Annotated in this window: 26 protein-coding genes; 23 read left to right on the top strand and 3 right to left on the bottom strand. The window is 49.3% G+C overall.

What is annotated here, in order from left to right; translation table 11 throughout:
* The first annotated feature begins 137 nt into the window (after positions 1-137).
* The 7 genes from PQG83_RS19900 to PQG83_RS19870 all read left to right on the top strand — a co-directional run bounded on the left by PQG83_RS19900 (position 138) and on the right by PQG83_RS19870 (position 4,564).
* Positions 138-725, top strand: a complete 588-nt coding sequence (locus PQG83_RS19900) for an energy transducer TonB (protein ID WP_312744820.1) — start codon at positions 138-140, stop codon at positions 723-725.
* A 36-nt stretch (positions 726-761) separates the two neighbouring features.
* Positions 762-1,814 (top strand): tetratricopeptide repeat protein, encoded by a 1,053-nt coding sequence (locus PQG83_RS19895; RefSeq protein ID WP_312744818.1) that lies wholly within the window; start codon positions 762-764, stop codon positions 1,812-1,814.
* Positions 1,811-2,704, top strand: coding sequence for an energy transducer TonB (locus PQG83_RS19890; protein ID WP_312744816.1), 894 nt, complete (start codon positions 1,811-1,813; stop codon positions 2,702-2,704). The genes PQG83_RS19895 and PQG83_RS19890 overlap by 4 nt, the downstream gene beginning before the upstream one ends.
* A 26-nt stretch (positions 2,705-2,730) precedes the next feature.
* Positions 2,731-3,333, top strand: coding sequence for a MotA/TolQ/ExbB proton channel family protein (locus PQG83_RS19885; protein ID WP_312744813.1), 603 nt, complete (start codon positions 2,731-2,733; stop codon positions 3,331-3,333).
* Positions 3,330-3,740: an ExbD/TolR family protein gene (locus PQG83_RS19880; protein ID WP_312744810.1), complete on the top strand. Its 411-nt coding sequence runs from the start codon at positions 3,330-3,332 to the stop codon at positions 3,738-3,740. The genes PQG83_RS19885 and PQG83_RS19880 overlap by 4 nt, the downstream gene beginning before the upstream one ends.
* A gap of 13 nt (positions 3,741-3,753) precedes the next feature.
* A complete protein-coding gene (locus PQG83_RS19875) occupies positions 3,754-4,116 on the top strand; it encodes a hypothetical protein (protein ID WP_312744807.1) in 363 nt (120 codons plus the stop codon).
* 241 nt (positions 4,117-4,357) lie between these two features.
* Positions 4,358-4,564: a helix-turn-helix transcriptional regulator gene (locus tag PQG83_RS19870; protein WP_312744805.1), complete on the top strand. Its 207-nt coding sequence runs from the start codon at positions 4,358-4,360 to the stop codon at positions 4,562-4,564.
* A gap of 93 nt (positions 4,565-4,657) precedes the next feature.
* Here PQG83_RS19870 and PQG83_RS19865 read toward each other — a convergent pair whose 3' ends face one another.
* On the bottom strand, positions 4,658-4,837 hold the full coding sequence (locus PQG83_RS19865) for a hypothetical protein (RefSeq protein ID WP_312744802.1): 180 nt from the start codon (positions 4,835-4,837) through the stop codon (positions 4,658-4,660).
* A gap of 152 nt (positions 4,838-4,989) precedes the next feature.
* On the opposite strand from PQG83_RS19865, the gene PQG83_RS19860 reads away from it, so the two are divergent.
* The 13 genes from PQG83_RS19860 (at position 4,990) to PQG83_RS19800 (ending at position 18,368) form a co-directional block, all read left to right on the top strand.
* Positions 4,990-5,211, top strand: coding sequence for a hypothetical protein (locus PQG83_RS19860; protein WP_312744800.1), 222 nt, complete (start codon positions 4,990-4,992; stop codon positions 5,209-5,211).
* Positions 5,212-5,414: 203 nt separating this feature from the next.
* The gene (locus PQG83_RS19855; protein ID WP_312744797.1) at positions 5,415-5,654 is read left to right on the top strand and encodes a hypothetical protein; all 240 of its coding nucleotides are present in this window, start codon (positions 5,415-5,417) and stop codon (positions 5,652-5,654) included.
* Positions 5,655-5,749: 95 nt separating this feature from the next.
* Positions 5,750-5,956, top strand: a complete 207-nt coding sequence (locus PQG83_RS19850) for a hypothetical protein (protein ID WP_312744795.1) — start codon at positions 5,750-5,752, stop codon at positions 5,954-5,956.
* Between the two features lie 439 nt (positions 5,957-6,395).
* On the top strand, positions 6,396-7,283 hold the full coding sequence (locus PQG83_RS19845) for a vitamin K epoxide reductase family protein (RefSeq protein ID WP_312744792.1): 888 nt from the start codon (positions 6,396-6,398) through the stop codon (positions 7,281-7,283).
* Positions 7,284-8,023: 740 nt separating this feature from the next.
* Entirely contained in the window at positions 8,024-9,313 is a 1,290-nt protein-coding gene (locus PQG83_RS19840; protein WP_312744790.1) for a sialidase family protein, read from the top strand.
* A 35-nt stretch (positions 9,314-9,348) separates the two neighbouring features.
* Complete coding sequence (locus PQG83_RS19835) at positions 9,349-9,831, top strand: TlpA disulfide reductase family protein (protein ID WP_312744788.1); 483 nt, start codon at positions 9,349-9,351, stop codon at positions 9,829-9,831.
* Positions 9,832-10,352: 521 nt separating this feature from the next.
* Entirely contained in the window at positions 10,353-12,668 is a 2,316-nt protein-coding gene (locus PQG83_RS19830) for a TonB-dependent receptor family protein (RefSeq protein ID WP_312744786.1), read from the top strand.
* An 852-nt stretch (positions 12,669-13,520) separates the two neighbouring features.
* Positions 13,521-13,739 (top strand): hypothetical protein, encoded by a 219-nt coding sequence (locus tag PQG83_RS19825; RefSeq protein ID WP_312744783.1) that lies wholly within the window; start codon positions 13,521-13,523, stop codon positions 13,737-13,739.
* 64 nt (positions 13,740-13,803) lie between these two features.
* Complete coding sequence (locus PQG83_RS19820; protein ID WP_312744780.1) at positions 13,804-14,016, top strand: hypothetical protein; 213 nt, start codon at positions 13,804-13,806, stop codon at positions 14,014-14,016.
* A 282-nt stretch (positions 14,017-14,298) separates the two neighbouring features.
* A complete protein-coding gene (locus PQG83_RS19815) occupies positions 14,299-15,375 on the top strand; it encodes a tetratricopeptide repeat protein (RefSeq protein WP_312744778.1) in 1,077 nt (358 codons plus the stop codon).
* 481 nt (positions 15,376-15,856) lie between these two features.
* Positions 15,857-17,179 (top strand): VWA domain-containing protein, encoded by a 1,323-nt coding sequence (locus PQG83_RS19810; RefSeq protein WP_312744775.1) that lies wholly within the window; start codon positions 15,857-15,859, stop codon positions 17,177-17,179.
* Positions 17,180-17,256: 77 nt separating this feature from the next.
* Positions 17,257-17,793 carry a TadE/TadG family type IV pilus assembly protein gene (locus tag PQG83_RS19805; RefSeq protein WP_312744772.1) on the top strand — a complete coding sequence of 179 codons (537 nt, stop codon included), beginning with the start codon at positions 17,257-17,259 and terminating at the stop codon, positions 17,791-17,793.
* Positions 17,790-18,368 carry a TadE/TadG family type IV pilus assembly protein gene (locus PQG83_RS19800; RefSeq protein WP_312744769.1) on the top strand — a complete coding sequence of 193 codons (579 nt, stop codon included), beginning with the start codon at positions 17,790-17,792 and terminating at the stop codon, positions 18,366-18,368. The genes PQG83_RS19805 and PQG83_RS19800 overlap by 4 nt, the downstream gene beginning before the upstream one ends.
* Positions 18,369-18,661: 293 nt before the next feature.
* On the opposite strand, the gene PQG83_RS19795 is transcribed toward PQG83_RS19800, so the two are convergent.
* Positions 18,662-20,245, bottom strand: a complete 1,584-nt coding sequence (locus PQG83_RS19795; RefSeq protein ID WP_312744767.1) for a bifunctional aminoglycoside phosphotransferase/ATP-binding protein — start codon at positions 20,243-20,245, stop codon at positions 18,662-18,664.
* 195 nt (positions 20,246-20,440) lie between these two features.
* On the opposite strand from PQG83_RS19795, the gene PQG83_RS19790 reads away from it, so the two are divergent.
* From PQG83_RS19790 to PQG83_RS19780, 3 genes are all read left to right on the top strand, one after another.
* A complete protein-coding gene (locus tag PQG83_RS19790; RefSeq protein WP_312744764.1) occupies positions 20,441-21,046 on the top strand; it encodes a c-type cytochrome in 606 nt (201 codons plus the stop codon).
* Positions 21,047-21,071: 25 nt separating this feature from the next.
* The gene (locus tag PQG83_RS19785; protein WP_312744761.1) at positions 21,072-21,395 is read left to right on the top strand and encodes a hypothetical protein; all 324 of its coding nucleotides are present in this window, start codon (positions 21,072-21,074) and stop codon (positions 21,393-21,395) included.
* A 444-nt stretch (positions 21,396-21,839) separates the two neighbouring features.
* Positions 21,840-22,451, top strand: coding sequence for a Slp family lipoprotein (locus PQG83_RS19780; protein WP_312744758.1), 612 nt, complete (start codon positions 21,840-21,842; stop codon positions 22,449-22,451).
* 224 nt (positions 22,452-22,675) lie between these two features.
* Here PQG83_RS19780 and PQG83_RS19775 read toward each other — a convergent pair whose 3' ends face one another.
* Complete coding sequence (locus PQG83_RS19775; RefSeq protein WP_312744754.1) at positions 22,676-23,527, bottom strand: hypothetical protein; 852 nt, start codon at positions 23,525-23,527, stop codon at positions 22,676-22,678.
* Positions 23,528-23,785: the final 258 nt, after the last annotated feature.

The following is a 23,785-nucleotide window of genomic DNA, read 5'->3' as shown; positions in this document are numbered from 1 at the left end:
GGGAGAGTGAGTTTTTACCGGCAAAAAAACCAGCCGGTTTTATTCTCGATGTGCCAATACCCGAAAATATAAAAAGATACATGATGGATACAAAGCAACACGACCAGTGGGCAAGCTACCTAAGGGAAAGAGATCTTATGGTACGTCGCCACAATCTAATGTTCTATATTTTTGTATTTCTCTGGTGCACGCTGACCTCCAACCCAATTTCTTTGGCAGGAAACCCACCTGAAAGCTCTGAACCTATTGAAACACTAGAGGTCATTGAAGTGACTGGGACAACGGTGACAAAAACCAGTATCACCTATTCATTTCCGTTGCCCTCTTTCAACCACTCAGGGACACCCACGACCTTTCACCACCTGGCTGTTCCTGATCTCCATTTCGTTGACCTGCCACAGCAGCCCCTGCCCCGTATTCTCCTGGACCAGATCGGAACAACACGCGGGCGAAAGACAGGTGTCAAACCCCTGAAAACCGAACGTCCTCTCTATCCGAGAATGGCCAGAGAGCAAGGCTGGCAGGGGAAGGTGGTGCTACGAACGCAGATAACCGCCGATGGAATAGTCAGGAATGCCATAGTTCAAGAAAGTTCGGGATTTTCTCTCCTGGATGAGAGCGCCGTGCAATCAGTAAAAACCTGGTTGTTTGAACCAGCAAAAAATGGAGAATTCGCAGTGGCGTCCACTGTGGATTTACCCATTCGATTTGATTTGCTTCAATAAATCCGTGGAAATTGCCACTATTAATAAGGTTAACCCATGATACCTCTTTTCCCAAAGCTCAGACTCATCGCCGTTTTTCTCCTTCTCATCCATATCGGCATGGGCAGCCCCTCAAGTCAGGCTGGAGAAGCTCATGACCTTCTGGCTCAGGCCTTTTCGTCCTATGAACACGAACAATGGACTGCGGCCATTGCCCCCTTAGAGCGCGCCCTGACCTTGTACCCGGGATATGCTGAAGCGCACCATCTGTTGGGATTAATTCTCAATAATCTTGATCAGCCTGCTAAGGCCATCATGGAGTTGCAACGGGCGGTGGAGGACTATCCCCAATTTGCCCAAGCCTATGTGGATCTCGGCTCCATTTACCAGCAACAGGCCCAATTCCCAAAAGCCGAGCAATCATTCAATCTGGCCTTAAAGGCCTATCCCAAGTTTGCGGAAGCCCGCATCGCGTTGGCAGCGTTCTATGATCAACAACAACAAGCGCCACAGGCCATCAAGGCCCATCAGGCCGTCTTGGAACTCGAGCCACATCGCGTCGATTCGTTATACGGCATCGCGTTTTGGCTGGCCCAGGAACACAAGCCTGATGAGGCCCAACATTACGTCGACCAGCTCGTCTCCCTCCATCCCACGTATGTAAATGGATGGTTAATGGCCGGATCACTCGCTCAACAATCTGATCACGTGGACAACGCCATTCAGGCCTACCAACATGCCGTGAAATTAAACCATGATTTAGTCAGCGCCTATTTCAACTTAGGCATCCTTTACCAGCAAAAGGAAGCCCTCAAGGAAGCGGCGCAAGCGTTTGAACAGGTTACGAAACTCGATCCCAACAATTCGGAGGCGCACGTCAATCTAGGGGTCGTCTATGCAGCCTTATCAAAAATTGATCAAGCAGAAAAGGAATATCAAACAGCTTTGTCCTTGAATGATCAGTTGGCCGAAGCCCACTATAATCTTGGCATGTTGTATGAATTTCATCGCAATACTCCCCAAAAAGCTCTCAAACACTACGAAGAATTCTTGAGGCTTGGGGGACAGGACGAACGAATTCAAACATTATTACAACGGAGCAAATCGTGAACTCCACGTTTGAAGATTCCTCTTCTGATGTGAATAATCGGGTTTTTCTCCTGAGCGCTCTGGGCAGCGCCATTCTTCATGCGGCCATTCTTGCGGCCCTGGCCTATATTCCAAGTCCTCCCGCATTGAATGACCCCACACCAACGGTTCAGGTGACGTTGGTCCCGGCTCTCCAAGAGATCAGTCCCACCCCACAACCGATCACGAAACCCCTCACGCCAACCACACCACATTTTGCCAAACCAGCGCCACCGCCCCCCCGGACCGAACCTACACCGTCCATGCCGGCGCCTCCGATGCAGGCATCGATCAAACAAACCCCATCCAAACCTCTGACTCCGCCGCCGCCTCTTCCTCAGGCACAGCCGATGCTCAAAGACACGCGAACGGAGCAGGCCATGAAGAGTCGTCAAATGATGAAAATGGCAGTGCCTTCACAACACCAGCAAAGGCCTCCGCTTGCAACAGCGCCGCCACAGCAGGAACAACCCATTGCCAGAACTCCCTTACCAATGAACAGTCGCGAACCAAAAGCCCAACACACGCTGCCCCCTCCGCCAAGCCCGGCGGCTCGTCCCGCATTAAAAACTCCGCCACCAATGGCGGCCGGATCCTCAACTTCCAAGCCGAAAATCGTGGCCTCATCCAAGCCATTGTATCCCCGTGTGGCGCGGGAATCTGGTTGGGAAGGCACGGTTATTGTGCGAACATTGATTACCGCCGACGGCGCACCGAGCCAGGTAGAAATTCGAAAGAGCTGCGGGCATGAAGCTTTAGATCTGGCTGCCCAAGAAGCCATTAAAAACTGGAAATTTCTGCCAGCCAAAGACGGGAACATCCCCATCGCCAAATGGGTCGACATTCCCATTAGATTTGACCTGAACAGTTAAGTGAAAAAAGGAAAAGGAAGATAGAAATGATTCAAATACTTATCAAGGGCGGATGGATGATGATCCCCATCTTAGGCTGCTCATTGTTAGCGCTGACCATCACCATTGAACGAGGCCTTAAATTCCGATCGTTACGCTTCAGCCGCCTCGCAGATCGGATAATTAAGCTGGCCGGGCAGGGAAAATGGTCCGATGCACTGGCAGTAGCCGAACAACGACAAAGTCCGACCTTACGGGTTCTGGCTGCAGGTATATTTCACCGCGCGAAACAGCCAGACAAAGCCATGGAAGCGGCGGGAATCGCAGAAGTGTCTCAACTTAAACGCGGCTTATCCATCCTGGATACGGTGATTACGTTGGGGCCTTTACTCGGGCTACTTGGCACGATTATCGGGATGATCAGTTCCTTTGGCATTATGGCCGAAACGGGTTTAGGTAATCCCCATGCAGTCACCGGGGGTGTGGCTGAGGCCCTGATCTGTACCGCAGCGGGGATTTGTGTCGCCGTCATTACACTCATTCCTTATAATTATTTCCTTTCGCAAGTTGAGCAGGAAACCGAACGCATAGAACAATACGCCACGCAGCTCCAGACTACCCTTCAAGAATCTACGGCTCCAGACTCATGAAACTCCCAGCAGCGGTAAAAAAAAAGGCTCGTATCGAGATCATTCCGATGATCGATACGATGTTTTTTCTCCTGGTGTTTTTTATGATCGCCACGCTTTCCATGACCATTCAGCATGGGATGCCGGTCAACTTACCAACTGCCGACTCGGCCACGGATAAAGTTCCTGATCAAATCTCCCTCACTCTGACCCATGAAGGAACGCTGTACTACAATAAGGATCGCATTGAACTCTCGGAACTGGAAATCCGGCTGACAAGTCTTCGACAAACCGATTCTGACCCATCAATCGTCATTAACGCCGATGAACAGGTTCCTCATGGCCAGGTGATTAAGGTGATGGATATCATTCGATTGGCAGGCATTCCCAACATGGCAATTGCCACAAAACCCAATTCGGAATCATAAGCACCCGGATCCCATGAGGCACCTCTCTTTGGCCACATTCACCAATCTACACTCTCGATTGGCCTCCGGTCTGATCGTGCTGTTGATTGGATTACACGTGGTGCTCCTGGGTGCAGGGGCATTTTGTGCTTCAAGGTCCCTTGATCCCAACCTTGCCCATCATTCCCACCCGGCCGAATCCCTCTCTCTTCTTTGCTCATGGGCTTGTCATGTCGCCCAAATTGCCTCAGGCGCCGGATCGATTACTCAATGGGCGGCACCGTTTCTTCCCCTCCTGCTCTGGTCTCTGAAACCCGCATTCACCCTTTCTCGAACCTTCCCCGTATACACCTTCTCTCCTCGCGGCCCGCCCGTTCATTTGTTGGTTCATGGATAGATCGGGACTCTTACCCAGTCCATCCTTGAACACATACCTCAAGAGCAGCGTTTCGCCGTGAGCAGAATGGTTGATAATTGCATGATCTCCATTCCCCATTGATTCACTGTCTGGCGCTCCGGAAGAAACCACGCTCAACCCGATTGAAAACATTTCGTGCCGGCCTCCTCGGTCAACAACCGGACACGATCACATAACGTTAATCCTATGACACAGCATATTTGCTGTGGAAGGAGAACCCATGGACAAAAAACTCTTGCGTGTTGGTGAAGCCGCTCAAACCTTAAATGTCAGCCGATGGACTATTTACCGATGGGTTGAAGAGGATCGCCTGAAGGCGACAAAAATTGGAAAAGGTAGCTTACGCATATTTCGGGATTCCATTGATGCGTTGATTCAACAAAATCGAAAAGACCATTGGGAGTTCGCTATCACAGAATGTCAATGAGCATGAAGTGAAATGTTGCATCGATGAGTACTCGTCCGTAGACACCTTGCAAAGGAACCGCTAGCCTGACGGGAGAGGTCATCGACATTGATGCTAAAGCCATAGACCATGATGAGGAAGACCACTCCCACACAGTCGCTTGCCGCATTCATGCTCAGCATGTGCTTCCTGCTCGTAACCGGAGGCCTTGCCTATACGACTCCGCTCCACATACACCACGGTCATCATGATCAGGAGACTCATGGGAATAATTGGTGTAGCTGGACGTGTCAAGCCGGGCAAGGCCTTCAGACACTGTCAACTGACATTCTCCGCACGTTTTCGCTGTTGGGCGTTCTTCCGCTCTTTAAACCAACCGCACCGGATCTCTTCCGTCATCACCATAAACCTTCTCGTGCTCCTCCCCGTTTTTTCTCCGCCTAGATTTGTCGTCGGACGAGGAGATTGACCGGATTGAAGCTGCCAGGCGGACATTCGCCCAACGGGTCCATCAATTCAATCGTGGTCCCACCGCATCGTCTGCATTCATCTGGCACGAAACCGGGATGGCCGATGGTTTTGTCGATCCCGATGCGGGAATGGGCACAAACGTCAGCTATCAGGCGATGAATCCACTTAGCTTTTATGTACCTTCGAAATATCACTAACCCAAAAAATTCTGGAAATGAGAGGACTATACCCCACCGACCATCTCACTGTAGTAACAGCTAGTACCCGTCTATAGACGGACTATATGGTCCATCGTATGCTGGAGCCACCGCGTCAACGATCTGAATATGCCTTGTCACAATGTGTCGGTTCCATCAACCGAACGAGATATCAACGAAGGAAGCGAAGCAATATGGAGAGAATGAGTATCACATTTCTGGCTTTGGTGGTTCTAGCGTGTGCATCCACCACCATGCCGATTGCGGCCCAATCCGGTTCCACACCGAAAGACGGCGAATTGGTCTTTCCGGTCGATGACAAATCCTATCCGGTATTTCTCCACGGGGTTCAAAAACCGAACGCCGTCCGCGACCTCTATATCAACCCACCGGGGAAAGCGCAGAAGCGGGCCAACCGTTTGCCAATGGCAGCATTCTCGTGATGGAAATCTACAACGCCAAGAAAAAGGCCGAAGGGACACTCGAAAAGGGAGCGGAGGGAAATCTGGTAAAGGCGGATTGAGCCAAGGTCTTTGTCATGCAAAAAGATGCGGGATGGGGAAAAGGCTCCCCGGAGAATGTAAAAAACGGCGACTGGATTTACGCAGCGTTTAAGGCGAATGGGGAACGATTGGATGTCGATTATAGGACCTGCCGGGGGTGTCGTTTACCCCTGGGAGCATCCAAAGACTTTGTGCACCGGTATGATGAAGATTTTGACAAACGAATACAGGCGGCTCAGTAACCAAGTATGTTTATCGTTTCCTAGTTACGGGCAAAACGAATCGGCGTAGAACATCCAGGGACGGACCGGCCTCCAACCTTGGACGAGTAGGGTGAAGGTGGTTTGCGAATCTGCAGCCTCCTAGGCCTTCACCCTACTTCTATGCGCACCCCACCTCTTCTTTCCTCAACACAGTGCAGCAGCGCCAGAAAAATTTTCGCGGTACATAATTTCGGCGTAGAGCCTCAAGATTCCTAAAAGACCTCAAAATCCCTCTCTTACGTCGGACCTAAAGCAACAAGCCGTTTGGAGTTTTGATTCTGTGATCAGCAATCTATCGTGAGGAATACCGGCCTGACATTACCTTGGCAAAAGTCTCCGCTACGGTCGGGAGTATTTGATACATTGTCGGGATTTCAATGGCAAGAAGCCCATGATACACTCGTTCACGAGGCATACAATGGCAAAATCCAGACGACAGACACAATCAATCGGCTCTGAAACAGCAAGAAAGCCATCGAACGCTCCGTCTTCCATGGCCTCAGGTTCGAAAGCCCTACTGGACTTTCTCATCATTATTCTGGCCGGTGCCGGACTATTATTAACCGCTTACCTGACCTATACCGCCTCGTTCGAGGTTCACCCGGCATTTTGCAGCGAGGGCTCGGGCTGCGACATTGTGCAGAGCAGCCGATGGGCAACCTTTCTGGGAATCCCCATGGCCTTGTGGGGCTTCGTGACCTATGTGGTAATTGCGGGGCTCGCCTGGTCCGGCCGTGGCAAATCCGGTAGCGGATCGGCATTGATTTACGTGGCTATGACCGGATTCGCGGTCAGCGCCTACTTGACCATCGTCTCAGTCCTGGAGATCGAAGCCACCTGTCCATATTGCCTGACTTCATTTGCCATCATCACGACAACCCTTGGTCTGGCCCTCGCTCGACGGCCTCCCGATTGGACGAAATCACTGAAAGAGGCAGCCGTGATCGGCCTTGTCATCGTCGGCGGACTGCATTTGCATTATAGTGGAGTGTTCGACGCAGCCGCCGGCCCGGAAGATCCCCAAATGCAAGCCCTAGCCATTCACCTCAATGAAACCGGTGCCAAGTTTTACGGTGCCTATTGGTGCCCACGCTGCCAGGAACAAAAAGCCGAATTTCTTTCGTCCGCCAAACGGCTTCCTTACGTGGAATGTAGTTCTGGAGGACGAGGTAGCGCTCTCACCGCTCCCTGCGCTAAGGCTGACATTAAAAGCTACCCCACGTGGATTATCGGGGAACGCCGGTTAACCGGCCTCAAGACCCCGCAAGAATTGGCACGGGCCTCCGGATTCGATTGGCAGGAATAGAAGGTCCAGCCGCGCCTCTCAGAAACTCACAAACCTCTTGGTTTCTCTTATTCGTTCCCTTCCTGCTTCCACTCATTCCAGAACTTTGGTAGAGGGTTAAAAAACTGCACCACGCAGGGAAGTCATCCAATCGTGAACTCCAAGGATACGGCCATTGAACTACCTCAATGTAGCAAGCATCGGCACACGCCCGTAGAACAAAAGTCGCAAGTCGGGTATATCAGTTTTTATTGCTAAAAATTCATTGCACTCTTCCAGCGGAACTCGGAGCGGCGTGACTTCTCCCTGACCGAGCCCGCTCCACTTCAGGGTGAAGGCATTTGGACTTGCAACCTCCTTGTCTTTCACCCTGACTTTTTATTCCAAAATTCATAAATGGATATTCTATTTTCTCTCCATGTTGCTCGACCTCTTGAATATTCATTTTTCCTGGCATCCATACTGCCTATTGAAAAACTGGTCATTCGATTTCCTCTACTTCCCCATCTGCTGGAACTTGATAAATAAGGTTGAAGTTTATTACTCAGTGATTTCTCCAAAAAGGTTGGTTGAATTGGTTGAATTATTTCATTTACCAAAAAAACTGTAGTATCGATATGTATCCGGTGCGGCGCTGACATACACTCCACATCCTGAAGGTAGCGTAGGCTTTCACCCTTCTGGTAAAAATACACACTCTCACATTTAGGAATGATGAACGTAATTCTTCTTCCTACATTCGAATATCCGTGGAGGCACCCATGATAAGACCTGTACTTTTTGGCACCATTTCTCTAGCTCTCTCGATGGGCCTGGGAGGTGAAATATCCGAAGTCCTCGGGGCGGAACCCTCTGCTTCGTTGGTTCAAGCCGGGGCTAAACACATCATCGACCATCAAGGCATGCAAACCACCGGCCCAGCTGCTCAACTGGATAAAGACGGGACTCTTCACCTCGCCTGGGGCGGAGAAAAGCAGGAAGATCGAGGAGTCTATTATCTCAAGATCCCACCTCAACAGGAACATTACCCAGAACCCATCAAAGTCAATCTTTCCAGTCCACCCGCCACTTCCCTCCACGAACCACCGGCCTTGGCGTTAGGCGTCAAAAACGATGTGTACATCACCTGGACAACACCTCATCCCGAAGCCGGCGGTAAATTATTTACCAATCTTCTTCTCCTGAGCCGGTCACTTGATGGGGGGAAAACCTTTCTTCCTCCTGTTCGAGTCAACGACGACGACGCCGTCACCGGCCATTCCTTTGACCATTTGACCGTCAGTCCGAATGGTTCCGTCCATATCGCCTGGCTTGATGCCCGGGAAGGGAAAAAAGATCCGGCCACCTATACGGTCTTTTCCCAAGACCAGGGCAGCACCCTTTCACCAAACCTGAAAATTGACGAATCCAGTTGTGTCTGCTGCCGGACCCATATGACCACAGCCTCTGATGGCACCGTCTATCTGGCATGGCGCAAGGTCTTGTCCGGGGCAGTCCGGGAAACGGTCGTGTCTCGTTCCACCGATAACGGGAAATCGTTTTCTCCCCCGGTTATCGTGGGCAATGATCAATGGGTCTACGAGGGCTGTCCCCATCGTCCCGCGACCATGGGGGTCGACCAGCAAGGGCGCCTCTATGTCACTTGGTATACGGAAGGACCTGATGATACGCCGGGTGTGTATCTGGCTTATTCCGATGATCAGGGAAAAACCTTCACACCTCGACGTGCGTTGAACACGTCCAAAGGGACGTTTCCCGACCATCCTCAACTGGCGGTGAATCAAGAAGGCCATCTACTCGTATCCTGGGAAGAGCAATCTCCGGTGCGGCGGGAAATCGTGTTCACCTATTCCCTTGATCGGGGACAGACATTCAGTCCCCCGAAAAAGTTGAATGAGAAAAAGGCCAAGAGTCCGGCCGTGGCATTAAATGACCTGGGACAAGCCGTCATTGCCTGGTCCGAGCAAGTGGCTTTCCCGGGATGGAGTACGGTAGTTCATCGTCTCTCTTTTCCCACCTCGCGGACGGCGCAATTACACCCAAAACCATGACACCGCTTTCTCTGCTGGCTTCAGGAGTCCTGGGAATGGCCCTGGCTTTGGGAAATCCCTCTTCTACCCCGTTCATTCTTAGCCGATTCGATATCCCCCAAACCCTTCCTCCATTCCAGCTCCGCACCCTGCAGGGCACATCTATTCATTCGGATGAATTGGAAGGACGAGTCCTCAACTTGAATTTTTTGGCCACCTGGTGTGGCCCTTGTAAGGAAGAAATGCCCTCGTTAGAACGTCTTCGTCAAAAGTTCCCTGCAGACCAATTGGCCATACTGGCGGTTACTACCGATATTCGTCCGCGAGAAATCAAAGTATTTTGGCAGCAACTCCAGTTGCATTTTGATGCCCTCCTGGATGAACAGGAAGAACTCTCTCAAGCCCTCATGGTCAGAAATCTTCCCACAACAGTGATTGTGGATGCTCACGGACATCTGAGCCAACGGATCATGGGGCCCAGAGAATGGGATAGCCCTGAATCCGTCGCGTACATCCACAACCTCCTCAACCCGAAGTAAATGCACCAGCGGCTTCGACCAATCTCCCTCCTGACATCAAGCCTGTTTCTCGCCATGCTCCTGGCATCCACGGCGTGCGTGACCGTGCAAGACCTCTCTCTGGATTCTCCGGAATCCCATCACAGCCATACGAAACCTCTTCATGGGGTTCTTTGCAACTGGGCCTGTCACATCGGAAAACTTTCGTCAACGTCTCTCATCACCTCTCCATCGTGGCATTCCCCATCCCAGGAATTTGGCGCCGTCCTTTCTTTCTATGCCCAGCCTGGCTTACTCCCTTCTCTTTCGAACAAATCTGCCAGAGCTCCTCCACACGTTCTCTTGTCCTTTTTCTCCTAAAGATTCTTAAGGCTCGGCTGTGGGTTGCGGGAGATTCACGCCTCCTTCCCCATACTCATGAATCCTAACCTGGGTCTCACCCGAAAATTCCTTCAGTGAGCCTGATTCTTAGTTGCTGGCCACATGCATAGCCGGTTGACTCATGCATGTTCAATTTATCTTTTTTGTAAGGAGATTACCTCGTGAAACAGTTTCTTTCTGTCTGTTCGTGGAATTGGTCATGGCCAATCTTCGTCCTACTCTTCACCGTACAAACCATTTCCAGCGCCTTCTCTCCAGCCGTTGCTGCATCAAGCAATCCCTCTACGGTGACCCAAGAATCCCTTCTTCAGCAACAACAGGAGTTGGAAGGTGAACTCGATCACATCAACAGCAGGCTAGAAGAAATCAGGAAACAACTTAGGGAAATCCATCAAATTCCTGCTTCCCAACAAACCGATGAACAACGGCAAACACAGGCGACTCTCCAGGAGGAGGAAGTGGTGACGCTCGAAGAGATGAGTATTGTCAGCACCCGGATTTTAAAACGTCCCGAAGGCCTGACACTATCCTCCACCCCTCAATCGGAAACCGAATCTCAACCCACCCGAACGATGAAAGAATCCATGGAATCTCTTCCCGGCGTGGTACTGCGCCAGGCTAATGGACCCAGGGACTTCAGTATTTCCATTCGAGGATCCGGAATCAAAACGGCCTTCGCCATCCGGGATATCAAAGTCTATGAAGATGGCTTTCAGCAAACGCAGTCGGACGGATTGTCACGACTCGATATCCAGGACCCGTGGTTCATGAGATCGACCGAAGTGATCCGTGGAGCGGCTTCCTCACTGTATGACAATTATGCCTTAGGCGGAATGGTGCATTTTAAAACCCGACGGGGCAGTGACATCAATGGAGTCGAGGGGTTTTTTGCCGGTGGATCATACGGATATAACAAACAGGCGGGCGCGTTCGGCCAACACTGGAAGAATCTTGATGTATCGTTATTTGCCAGTAACGCCGCTGAAAACGGGTATATCGATCACAGTGGATATAACACCCAGACGTTGAATTTGAATTTCCGCTTCACCATTGACGAAAAACAGAGCCTCTACGTCAAAGCCATCACCAACTGGCTGGATACAAAGGTACCTACCCGGCTTACCAAGAGCCAATTTAATGCAAACGATCGTCAGGCCGGAACTGGAACGAAATCAAGAGATCAATCTCGGCTCGACCGCCGCACCATTATCGGATTAATGTATGAACGGCAGTTGACACCAAACCTCATCTTGACGACAGAAGGGGATTATGACGTCAAGGATATTAACCAGTATTTCAATCAAATCTTTGATAATGTGAATACCAATTGGAAACATTATACCGATTTGCGCCATACCGGCCACATCTCAGGCATGCCGCTGAACAGCTATCTCGGATTCTTCGTCAACAATATGGAACAGGAGGGGCAGACCTTCCAAAATTTGGATGACGGCCAGGGCACGCGCGGCACATTGATCCAGAACAACCGGGGAACCATTCGAAATATCGGGGGACGATTCCGAGAAGAGCTGACATTCTTACCGAACTGGACCGTCGCGGCCGGTCTCGGTTTTGAACAATCCATCGTGAGCATCCAGACGATTAATTATACCAATGGGGTGGTCTCCAGCCGGCCCAGCACTACCAAGACCTACTACAATTGGGCTCCTGAAATGTCCCTGACGTGGGAACCCAGAGCAGGCTATCGGCATTGGATCAGGGGGTCAACTGGATATGGCATCCCGCAATTCAGCAATTTGACCCGCAATCCCCTTACGGGTCTTCCCGGATCCAATTTTGACTTGAAGCCTCAAAAAAATGTGAACGTGGAATTCGGTCACGAAGCCCAGCTTCATAATACTTTCAATATGCAACTTGTGGGATTCTGGATTTTCTTTCGCGATGAAATTATTTCGCAAAACATTTCAGGTACGAACACGGCCTCCGTCAATGCCGACTCTTCGGAGTACCGGGGTGTCGAGGTCTCCGCAGATTGGAGACCGATACCCGGTTGGCAATTTCACGCTGCGTACACCCACATTGATGCCAAGTACATCAACTTCACAGACCGGTATCTGGTGAATGGCGTGGCCACCGAAGTCAAACAGGACGGCAATGACGTCCCCAACGTCCCTTCGGATGTCCTTAATATGAAGGTCATGTATGACGATGCGAAAAATGATTGGGGAGCCTGGCTTGAGTCTAATTATTACAATAGCTATTTCCTGAACAATGGCAATACCGTGGGAATTCCTTCCTACTGGATTCTCAACGTCAATCTTCACAAGACCTTTACCTTCAACAATGATTGGTTTCGGTTTGCCAAGTTCTTTTTCGAAATAAACAATATTGCGGACAAGACCTACGCAGCGTCCGGTCAGGTCGTGTCCGACGCGACACCCGATGCCAACAAACAACTGTTCTTTGCCGGATATGGCCGCTCCTTCTACGGAGGTGTGACCATCGGGATATTCTAAATATTCAATGGTTGTTTTCGGAGGGTAGATCCTGGAGGGAGAGGCCGGAGTGCTCCCTCTCCTGGCCGATCGGAACCCGATTAGCCTGCAGCCAATATGTACGGAAGACATGATCGGATGAAGCAGGAATGTCCGACCTCAATCCTTCATCTTCATTTTCGCAAAAAAAAAGGCGGGTCACTTGATATGACCCGCCTTTTCGCGTCTGAAATCAAGAAAAAATTAAATGTCCCTGTTGCAGATGCTTCAAAGCTTCCTGACCATGCTCGCCCGCAACCTCACCGTGTCTCCGTTTTACCATGGTCCACCGCTTCACCGAGATGACTGATGCCTTCATCGACATGAGCATTGCTTTTCCATGGCTTCGCCGCATTATTATCGCTCTGACGCATTTACGATTGCCCCTACCTACATTGTCATTCTGCATACTTCTTCAGGTTTTTATATTTCCCTAGGATTCCCGACGAATTTCCCTGATCACATTGAAAAATGTGTTGCATGCATGAGCAACTGCCTGTAGACGATTATTTGTGGCTAGTCCTATACTCTCCTCCAGTCAGAGACCCCTTCATGTTTGTTGTTATGACAGGACGGTCCATAAGGAAACCCTGACCAACGTTACAGCGTGTCGCTCTTTTGGATGAAAGGTGCGATAGGGAACCCTGACCCCCTAGAAACACCTTCTTCCTTCTGTGGAGAACGATCGGGATGGAGCCTGGTATCGCCTACCTTCGCTTTTCATCCCGGTCTTCACGGAACTAGAAACCTGCACCCGAAAACATGAGATACATGTCGATACATGAATCGACAGACGTAATGTTCAATCACTATTTGGTTTCCAAAGGAGGATTAATGATGCGTGGCTCTGTTATCTTTTCAGGATTGCTTTTGTTCGGTCTTTTGTGTGCCGGATCACCCGTGTTAGCGCTTCAATCGGGTGGCGTTGAAATCGGTGATCTCGAAACAGGCTCTGTGACAGGACAACCCTTTAAGCGTCTTGATGTAGATCTCGCTTTTACGGCGATGCAAATTTCCGGGAAAATGCCTGGTACCCCCGACAGCCATTCTTAGCCTTGTCGCAAGTGGAACGGGAGGACGAGCCGGACGACCGGTATTATTTCAAGTGACCAATACATTGACTACAGACTATACGTTTCACCTTTCAGCTGACTCGGCAATGGCCGGGCCAACATCCTTAAATACCACCCTGGTTTTAAAACCGGGAGAAACAAAGTATATCGGCATTCCAACGAGCGATTTGACCTATGTCACGGCCAACAATTTATTAATCTATAGCAATCCAGCAGACAAGGGTGGCCTTTCCGGGAAATTACTGGTTATCCGATAAGACCGGAGGGTATCGCCAACTGATACTGGAGATGAGCCCTGCCTTCCCGGTGAAAGGCAGGGCTTTTCTGTGTCAGGGGCGGGAGATGATCGCACATCAATAGAAAAATTCTCTCCTGTCCGAGCCTATCCGTCAGGAGGACAAGAACCCCTGGCCTTGAGGCTTACTTTTCGATCCCTTGATTCACATTCTGGCAAATCAGAAAGCAATACGATACAATTTTCAATCTTAGTTTTTCTGAATTTTCCCGATTGAAAACTCCTCGACTGAAAGAAGATCTTCATGGGCAATCCGAGTCATGGCATTCTCTCTCACGCTAACCCACACAGCATAGTGTGGCAGAGAATGTTCCTATGCCTTATATTCTTCTGGCCCTTGCCAGCGTTCGGGCACCAGGCCGGAAATTTTTACCGTGATGCCCTTTCAGCCATTGAAAAGCAGAATTTCAAGACCGCCCAATCATTACTCGAACAGGCCATCCAGGAATTCCCTGGTTTTCCCGAAGCCCATCATCTGTATGGTTTGGTGAAGTTTCAACTCACCCAGCAGCCTGAACAGGCGATTTCCGCCCTTCAAGAGGCCATTCGCCTGAACCCGAATTTAGCTCAAGCGCAGTACGATTTGGCGTTACTCTTTATCAAGCAAGATCATATAAAAGAAGCTCAAAAGGCCATTCAGCAGGCACTCGCTAACTATCCACGTTTTTGGGAGGCTCGGCTCACGCTCGCGAAACTCCTGGATAAGCAGGAACTCACGGATCAGGCTATTCAGGAATACCAGACAGTTCTCACCCACCAACCTTACCAGGAAGAAGCGCTGTATCATCTGGCTACCCGATTAATGCAAGCTCAAGATTACGACCAAGCGCAGCTCCTCCTTACCCAATTGACAGAACACCACCCACACCAGGCAGATGGATGGTTATTGCTTGGCCGGATTGCGGAGCGGCAAAATCAACCCTCATTGGCCTTAAATGCTTACCAACAAGTCATTCAAATCAATCCGGAACAATCGGAAGCCCATTACAACCTTGGATTTCTTTATCAACAACAAGGAAATCTACCAGAAGCCATCAAGCATTTCCGACGCGTCAGTGAACTCAGGCCTCAGGATGCCGAGGCCTTTCTCAATCTTGGTGTCCTCTTTGCAGGAAATCATCAATACGTGGAGGCAGAACAAGCGTACCACGCAGGAATCGCCTTGCAACCGAATTCCCTGGAGGGCCATTTCAATCTTGGCGCCTTTTACGAATTCCACAAAAAGGATCTTCCTCAAGCACAAATCCACTACCAGAAATACCTTGATCTTGGAGGAACGGACACCCGAATCCAACAATTGCTTAACCAACTTAAGCAATAGATCATTCCCATTCGTTCAAGAAATTATCCGAATTCTTCATTAAGATTTCTCCTTCCGAACAACGTGATACCCAATCCATTATCTTCGTCTTCCCATATTCTTTCTCTTAGAGCTCATGGGCTTCGCTCGCTAACACTTACAAATCCTCAAGGCTCATTCAAAGCTGTCTCATCTCCTCAGTCTATACCTCTGATACCTCTCGAAATCCGATGACCACAATTGGCCTTAAACCTGAGGGCAGGAAACCAAGTTTTAGTCCAAAAGACCTGTGTACAATTTTCGAAAAGTACTCTCTTCCAAGCACAACTAGACACAAAATGTAAAAAACTAGCCATTTGGACAGAATTTCCAATCGGCAAGTTTTTAAAGATTCAGTCGATATTCTCCTACCAAAGAACCTCCTCATTAAATCAGTGAGAAATGAATAATTGGTGTGAGATGTGCGAGGTTATTGACCCTCTCATCCATGGAGACAGGGAAAATGGGACGCAACTCAAACAAAGGGATACAGAGTCCGTTACGAAACCAACACGGCGCCTACATCCTGGTTACTGGCATCGCTGTTGTGGTCCTGTTTGGGTTTGCAGCCCTGGGGATTGAAGTCGGACGGTGGTATGCCATCCAGGGAGAAATGAGTAAAGCCATTGATGGAGCCGCCTTTGCAGGGGCCAAGAACGTGAACAACCCAAATATTACGGATCTACACGGGTTTGTCGAACAAGTGGCCCAAGCCAACTTTCCTCCAGGATTGCTAGGGACTGACACACCAACGTTCGTGGTTTCCGACGACGGAAACGGAAAAATAACGGTGCAAGGTGACACAAACTCCATCAATTCACTTGCAAGAGTGGTTGGGGGAGGCCATGACACGACCGCTATCGCGGCAGACGGATCCGCCAAACTTCGTATAGCGGAAATCGCCTTAGTTCTTGACGTTTCGGGGTCGATGGCAGGCAGCCCCTTAGCCGACCTGAAGAATGGGTCAAAAAACTTTGTGGAAAACTTTACCGATCAACAAGCTGATAATCGATTTGCCCTAATAACCTTTGCCTCAGGGGTCCAAAAACTATATGACATGGACCATGGATATGTCTCCCCCATGACGTCGGCTATTAATGGTCTTGGTGCCACTGGGGGGACAAATGCCGAGGATGCCTTAGCTCAAGCCCTTGCCCTTCCGTGGTCCGATCAATCGGGCGTCCCCGCCAACGAACGAACGAAGCAAGTCGTCGTTTTTTTCTCTGATGGAAATCCCACGGCTTTTCGTGGACAGTTTAAATATAACGGTACCGATTATGATGCCGTCGCTGCGCTTAATGGTTCAGGTACGGCTGTCTGGTCTAACTTGCAACGACCAGACTATCAATTCACGACATTTAGTGTGGACAAAACTTACAGGACAGGCGACGGAAAACCCTCCGGGAGTACATCTTGTCCAAATACTTCCGGCCCAAGTGGCACCGACAAATTAAACGTAAGATGGTACGTCTTTTCAGATCCCACTTATGGAAAAGATAGTTATGGCCCAATGTCGGGTTATGGGACCCAACAATGTAATATCCCCGGCGGGCCACTCGCCGGGTACCTAGACTATCTCGCTAAGCAGATGGCAATTGACAATGCCGCAGCAATCAAAGCTCAAGGCATTGAAATCTATACCATTGGGTTGGGCAACGTCGATCCGGCATTTCTTTCGACGCTCTCCAGCGGGTCAGCCTTTGCGTACTATACTCCTGACTCATCTGAGCTGGAGGGAATTTTCCAACAGATTGCTAATATTCTTAAACTCGTCCTTATCAGTTAGGCCACCAGGATGCCACACGAGGGGAACCACAACACGCACCACTGGGATGAGAGATCCACATGCAGGAGGGTTCCTTAATGAACAGCTTGATCAGGTCTTTTCGGAAACTGATGTCTCCATGCCAGACCGAATCGGGAATCTCGGCGGTGGAAGTGGGAGCGACCATGCTGGTGTTTCTCACCGCTCTCTTTGCCGTAGCGGAAATGGGTTGGTTTTTTGTGCACCAGAACACCCTCACTTCTGCAGTACGAGAGGGCATTCGTATTGGAACCGTTGGCGCGACTTCAGTCGATGGCAATGGGAATGCCTTATCCCGTGAAAATTCAATTAAACAAGCGATTCAACAAAGCGCCTCGACAGTCATGGATATTGACCCTTCAGATATTTTGATTTTCCCCGTCGATGCCGATTGGACCGATCCTGATGATCCGGCAGTGATGGCAGCGGCAAGCGCCGGTGGTGCCGGAGCCTTTATGCGAGTCCGGGTAAATTTCACCCATCAATTTTTCACTCAATTGATTGGAGGGTTATTTGGACCAGGCGATTCCGTTGTCATGTCGTCCGAGGGGACCTACCGCAATGAAAATTTCATCTTAGGAGGCGGGGGGTCATGATGACATCATTTATACAGAGGGGGCGGAATGAACAGGGCACCGCTTCCATCGAACTCGCCTTTTCCCTCATGCTTTTTCTCTTCGTCGCGTTTGGAATTGTTGAATATGGAAGCATCATCAACGAACGCAACGCACTCACACAACTAGCCAGAGAGGGCGCAAGCTTAGCTTCACGAAACCTCACAACCAATCAGAACATGATGGATCTTCTCGGGTCCACCGACAATGCACTGGATTTTAAAAATTATCCATCCAAATATCATATTTACTTAGCCCAAATCACCGCCGGGACCGTCGCAAACAATAACCCTACCTGTACGGTCGTTGAACAAGGAGGCTTAAACGGCTCAGGCGTAGCGGCACCAGCACTTCCGAATTGTGATTTGCCACAAAATCTTTACGACTATTTGGTCTATGTTCCCGGCACCGGGGCAACAGTACAACAATTTACCGTGTTAAAGGTCTATTATGAACATGACCCGATTACCCCTCTCGGGGCATTAGCTACGCAAATTGGATGGGGGGCAGGCACTGTGGGGAATAGTGTGACCTTGTTTAGCCAAGCGATTTTTTGACCTACGACATCATAGTTTGTTCAGGAACATCCTCCGGCACCATTTACTTTTAGAGTCATACAGACTTGCGAAGGACTTAGGCGGAGTCAACACACCCTTGACAGTCGTTCATCTCATGCCATCGTTAATATGACCTGGGTTGGTCTAGATATTTAATCTTTCTGATCTTCCGTATGCACTTCAAGAATTGAGGACTGGCTACCCCTATACAAACGCCGCCAAAGTTTCCTACAGCGCGAGAATATCAGGCTAGAACCAGCTTATCGAATTATTTTCGCTTTACTATTTTGTCTTTAATTTCCACTATTTCTTCGTTGTTCAATAAGGCTCCTTATCGTAGATCTAAACGTTTCCAAATCAGTCGAATTCACGCGAATGGTCGTATCTTCTTCTAACTGGGTTAAGGGCTCCTCTTTAAGTTTTTGCTGCTCCATGACTCCAATCGTTGCATCAGAGGCATCGGCCTGTTGCTTGGCCCGACTTGCTATTCGCTCCGCCAACACTTCTTCCGGCGCCCAGACGTCCAATATGACAATAGATACGTGTCGTTCATGTGCGAGTCGGATGAATGATTGTCTTTGTGCAGCCTTAAGGAATGTAGCATCCACAACAACAGAATAGCCTGCCCGTAACATCGTATTTGCAAGATTCCATAACCGATCATAGGTTACACGAGTCATATCTGACGCGTACAACCTCTTTGATGTTTCCTGACCAGCGGCGAATTTACATTGCTCGGCATGAATCCGCTTCCGTTCCACATCGGATCGTACGCGCACGGCACCCAAAGCTTTCACCACTTCAGTCGAGACCGTCGTCTTCCCAGTCCCGGAGACTCCGTGCATCAGCATCAACAGGGGAGGAGCAGGCATCACCAATCGATGTGCCAACTCCACGTATCGGATTATTTCTTTTAGGATATCCTCCTGTACCAGGCCTCCTGGTTCGACCTGAGCTAGACGCAAGCCAGCCACTTTAGCTCGAACGAGTGCCCGATAAACCTCATACAGCCGGAATACACTCATCCCGGCATAGTCACCCGTCATCTCCAGATAACAGTTCAAAAACCAATAGGCCAAATCCCCTCGGTCCCTGCTCTCTAAATCCATGACCATAAACGCAACCTCACTGATGACATCAATCCAACGCAACCCTGGTTTAAATTCCAAGGAATCAAACACACAGATCCGGCCCTCAAATAGGGCAATATTTCCTAAATGAAGATCACCATGACATTCTCGGATCTGCCCAGAAGATTTGCGTTCTCTGAGTGTTGGCCTCAATCGTTTCCATTCCTGATTTGTCCATTCCTCGATATCCTTCATCCAGAATTGAATCCGCGCAGGGAGGACCGCCAGAGGAATATCCTCAAAGCACTCAGCTATAGGTCCCCATACCCTATCCGGCTCTCCATAGGAAAGAGAATCTCCTGCAGGTTCAATCCGGCCATGGAATGTGCCAATATCTCTGGCCAGTTGACCGACCATAGATTCATGCAGGTTGCCCGTCACAAGGAGATGGTGAAACTCCTGATCGGGAGGAAATTGTTTCATTTTGACGGCCCACTCGAGAGGGCTTCCGTCGCCATCCATGCGTGGATTTGAGGGGGACCCGGTGATAGAGACCACCCCCAGATAAAGCTCTGGGGCTAACCGTCTGTTGAGACGAATCTCTTCTTCACAAAACCATCTCCGTTTTTCAATCGTTGAAAAATCAACAAACGAAAACAACACCGGTTTTTTTATTTTGTAGACATAGTGACCGGTTAACAACACCCACGATATATGCGTTTCTACCACTGTGACCTGATTCACAGGGTGTGAATAACATTTCGGATCCTGCAGCGAGGCGACTAACTGAGAAGAAATTATAGCCATCAAATAGAGACCATCGGTTATATCAGAAGAGATACAATTACCTCGTTTTGCGCCGGAATCACTGAATGCATTTACCCATACTACCCAATTTCACTTCTTTCCCCAACCAGAAAAAATGATCCACTGATTGATGAACGTTCATTTGACTTGTGAAGAAAATCCCCGAACGGGTACACTATAAAAAGCTGATCAATTATGTTGAAACGAATCAAAATCTTTTTTATTATCATTGTTCTCCTGTTGGTCGGGTCCACCTTGGCTGCGCTCTGGTTGTTACCGGGTACGTTCTCCGCGAAAGCCACTCCGCCCGAGTGGGAAGTGAAAGCTGCCAGGTTTATCCGACATCTGGCAACGCCGAGCCACTTTCTCAAAATGTCGAACCCGGTCCCTTTTTCTCCTGAAAATCTTGCACAAGCCCGGCACCATTTTGCCGATCACTGCGCCACCTGCCACGCCAATGATGGAAGTGGGAAAACCCATATGGGTCCGAATTTCTATCCTCCTGTTCCGGACCTCAGAGCCCCAGCTATTCAAGCCATGGCTGATGGAGAATTGTTTTATGTCATCCATTACGGCATTCGATTTACCGGAATGCCGGCCTGGGGGAAAGGTCTGCCGGAAGAAGATTTCGATAGTTGGAAATTAGTTCATCTCGTTCGACATTTCCCCAATATCACTCCTGAGGAAATTGCGGAGATGAAACAATATAATCCTCTTACCCGCGAAGAACGCGAGCAACAAGAAGCCATTGATCAATTCTTATCAGGAGAAGATGTCTTTCCCCAAGAGCACCAACATTGATTTTATCATCCAAGGAGTCACTATCATGAAATATTTCAGTATTCTAGCCGCTTTGTGCTCCCTTTTTCTGACCATCCCCGCCTGGGCCCATGGCGATGCTCCTCATGTAATGGGAACCGTCACTGAATTGGGAAATGACCATGTGGTGGTCACAACTCCAAAAGGGGAATCCCTCACTCTCGCCTTTCATCCTCAAATTACGTTTCAACAAAATGGGATTCATGTCGAAAACGCCCGGCCGCAGGTTGGGGACCGACTGGTAGCCGAGGTTTCAAAAAAGGGCGTTCCTGAAAACCGCGACTGGGTTGCGACCGAAATCACGTTTTCCACACCCAAAAAGAAGCCTTGACTGCTGAACACGACTCACGACGGAGAATGAGAAACACAAATTATTCAGCTTTTAGGTAAAGCCGAATCCATGCTTCATCCGGTTTGACTGACCCAAAATTTATTCTTCCCGTATCCTCATTATCTTCTCAAGATAAGTGCCTTTTTCGATCTTCGGGGATTTTGATCATTTCCCCCTGCCTTTAGAAGTCCATGACAATTGCCTACCCACAACTAGCTCCCAGATTCGTAGCAATACCTCAGAAATACAGAGCCAAGATTGAGCAATTGGGCCGGGGTGAATAATTACCTGAACGGGAGCCGGTCTGAGGTCCCATCTTGGAGAAATGGCGCCAGGCCCCTTACTAAAAAGAATCTCGGGTCAACCATATCATCAGATGAATCTGTTGTATTTGCATCTCTTCAGGATGGAGGAATATGCTGTAAATATTGATGAAGGATCAAGATGACTTGCTCGAGCGCCATTAGTCTCTCACCTGTATTTATTCCCCATAAACTGGTCTTCCTGTTATTCCTCACCATGCTTTGTGCCACAGGATGCTCTACCCCCTACAAAAGCACCCTTCCTCCAGATCTGGCGGAACAAATCGACCCCCAATTACTGTTCCCGCGCATCAAAGAGGATCCTGACAGCTTCAAGGGAAAACTGATTATTCTTGGAGGTCAAGTCCTGGCAGCAAAACGCTTAAAGGATTCAACCCAACTCACGATCCTTCAATTACCCCTCATCGATGAACAGGAGCCCACAACTGAACTTACGCAATCCCAAGGACGATTTATTGCAAAACAGGAACAATTTCTAGATCCCGCCACAGTTCCCCCTGGAACCCGGCTCACCTTGGTTGGAGAACTGTCCGGCTCTGTCCAACAGGGTCTCGATGAAACCATATATACCTATCCCACTCTCACCATTAAACATCTCAAAGTCTGGCCAGCGTATTCTCCTGATTTTAACCGGTATGGACCCTATCCTCAGCCCTTCTTCTATCCTTATGCGTTTCCATACTGGGGAGGATATGGCCGGTTTTATCCGTATTATCCGTTTGGTTATTGGTAAGACGCTCTTCCAAAACCACCGGCTCACCTTCTCCATTGATTTACCAAAGACGCCTTGGATTCAAGCATCCCATAATTTTTAAAGTTTGGATCAACATAAAACTCCCTCGTGCCACGGCATACCGGTTCAATAGCTGAAAATTTTAGAATAAAAAAAAGGAGGAGGCAGGGCCTCCTCCCACAATACACGAGTATTTTAACGTAGCTGAAAACTCGACGGTTAATTTACAACTTTGTGTCCGGTTGATTTTCCTGGGATACGGGTTCAGTTGGCATCTCTTCCCCAGACGGTGCTTCCAATGAATGCTCTTCGCTGACAGAGATTTTTTCCATTGTGGCCTCTTCCACAAGAGGAATTTCCTCAATCACTTTGGCTTCCATTGAGGGGGGAGCGATGACTGCCACGCTATCGAAATCAGCCATTAACCCTATCGTATCCTCTCCTCCGTCTAACAGAAGGGTAATATTTGTGGTATCGTTCCGCCATTCCGCCACCATCTTTAGATGGCCACGAAGCAGGGCTTGTCCCCAGAGACTTTGATCATATTGGTACAAGGTATCTAACCAGATTTCCTGAACCGACGTCGGCATACCATAGGACTGGGTTATCCAGTTTTGGACCGTATGAAAATCGTTCACATAGTCCACCGCATCATCATGTTGGGGTTCAAATAAATAATTTGCCTGAGCAAGTTGGTCTTCGTAAAACGTGTAGGTTAACGAGGCGTCAATTCCTTCGATTTGACGACGATACCCTACCCGCTGCTCGTAGGGCTCCAATACCGGAGATTGGAGCTCCCAAACCGGTTGCACCGGTTCATTCAGCTTTACTTCCTGAGCATTCATTCCCCACTCGGTACTTCGCCGTTCAAACGTCTGAGGTTGGGCAGGAACGACCGTTTTTTGAATCACGGAAGGTTGCGGTTGGTGGTGGGTTGGTCCCGCCAGCAAATGCCCATTCGAATCCCGGTGACGGGTCAACAGCAAATATTCAGAGGCCTCATAGGCAAAACTTGTCGTCAGCAATGTTGTTCCCATCATGATAACTGCGCCCGTCAAAATAGAATGTGTTTTCATAGTGTTTCCCATTGCCCCCAAGGTTTTCAAACGCCAGGAATGATCAGAAGATTCCTGAAAGGATGATTGCACAGGTGTATCTCTCGTTATCACTACTCGTTAATCCATATAGGATAGTGTCGGTTGTTGAGGAGAGAACTTGAGGCGGAGTAAAAACCGCTTATCTGGACAGAGCTAACATTCCCAAACCCTAGTTAGGATGAGAAATATTAAAAAGCAGGACCACTGGAAGCGAAGAATGCACGTTACGAAAAGAGG

Origin of the sequence: Candidatus Nitrospira neomarina, assembly GCF_032051675.1 — a bacterium.
In the GTDB taxonomy this organism is placed as follows: Bacteria; Nitrospirota; Nitrospiria; order Nitrospirales; family UBA8639; genus Nitrospira_E; species Nitrospira_E neomarina.
Note: the sequence above shows the minus strand (reverse complement) of the source record. Positions and strands in the feature narration are given on the sequence as shown.

Bases quoted from the DNA above. Each gene is read 5' to 3' on its own strand.
- PQG83_RS19900 (WP_312744820.1), top strand. From the start codon at position 138: ATGGTACGTCGCCACAATCTAATGTTCTATATTTTTGTATTTCTCTGG.
- PQG83_RS19895 (WP_312744818.1), top strand. From the start codon at position 762: ATGATACCTCTTTTCCCAAAGCTCAGACTCATCGCCGTTTTTCTCCTT.
- PQG83_RS19885 (WP_312744813.1), top strand. From the start codon at position 2,731: ATGATTCAAATACTTATCAAGGGCGGATGGATGATGATCCCCATCTTA.
- PQG83_RS19880 (WP_312744810.1), top strand. From the start codon at position 3,330: ATGAAACTCCCAGCAGCGGTAAAAAAAAAGGCTCGTATCGAGATCATT.
- PQG83_RS19875 (WP_312744807.1), top strand. From the start codon at position 3,754: ATGAGGCACCTCTCTTTGGCCACATTCACCAATCTACACTCTCGATTG.
- PQG83_RS19870 (WP_312744805.1), top strand. From the start codon at position 4,358: ATGGACAAAAAACTCTTGCGTGTTGGTGAAGCCGCTCAAACCTTAAAT.
- PQG83_RS19855 (WP_312744797.1), top strand. From the start codon at position 5,415: ATGAGTATCACATTTCTGGCTTTGGTGGTTCTAGCGTGTGCATCCACC.
- PQG83_RS19850 (WP_312744795.1), top strand. From the start codon at position 5,750: ATGCAAAAAGATGCGGGATGGGGAAAAGGCTCCCCGGAGAATGTAAAA.
- PQG83_RS19845 (WP_312744792.1), top strand. From the start codon at position 6,396: ATGGCAAAATCCAGACGACAGACACAATCAATCGGCTCTGAAACAGCA.
- PQG83_RS19840 (WP_312744790.1), top strand. From the start codon at position 8,024: ATGATAAGACCTGTACTTTTTGGCACCATTTCTCTAGCTCTCTCGATG.
- PQG83_RS19835 (WP_312744788.1), top strand. From the start codon at position 9,349: ATGGCCCTGGCTTTGGGAAATCCCTCTTCTACCCCGTTCATTCTTAGC.
- PQG83_RS19825 (WP_312744783.1), top strand. From the start codon at position 13,521: ATGATGCGTGGCTCTGTTATCTTTTCAGGATTGCTTTTGTTCGGTCTT.
- PQG83_RS19815 (WP_312744778.1), top strand. From the start codon at position 14,299: ATGGGCAATCCGAGTCATGGCATTCTCTCTCACGCTAACCCACACAGC.
- PQG83_RS19810 (WP_312744775.1), top strand. From the start codon at position 15,857: ATGGGACGCAACTCAAACAAAGGGATACAGAGTCCGTTACGAAACCAA.
- PQG83_RS19805 (WP_312744772.1), top strand. From the start codon at position 17,257: ATGAACAGCTTGATCAGGTCTTTTCGGAAACTGATGTCTCCATGCCAG.
- PQG83_RS19800 (WP_312744769.1), top strand. From the start codon at position 17,790: ATGATGACATCATTTATACAGAGGGGGCGGAATGAACAGGGCACCGCT.
- PQG83_RS19795 (WP_312744767.1), bottom strand. From the start codon at position 20,245: ATGGCTATAATTTCTTCTCAGTTAGTCGCCTCGCTGCAGGATCCGAAA.
- PQG83_RS19790 (WP_312744764.1), top strand. From the start codon at position 20,441: ATGTTGAAACGAATCAAAATCTTTTTTATTATCATTGTTCTCCTGTTG.
- PQG83_RS19785 (WP_312744761.1), top strand. From the start codon at position 21,072: ATGAAATATTTCAGTATTCTAGCCGCTTTGTGCTCCCTTTTTCTGACC.
- PQG83_RS19780 (WP_312744758.1), top strand. From the start codon at position 21,840: ATGACTTGCTCGAGCGCCATTAGTCTCTCACCTGTATTTATTCCCCAT.
- PQG83_RS19775 (WP_312744754.1), bottom strand. From the start codon at position 23,527: ATGAAAACACATTCTATTTTGACGGGCGCAGTTATCATGATGGGAACA.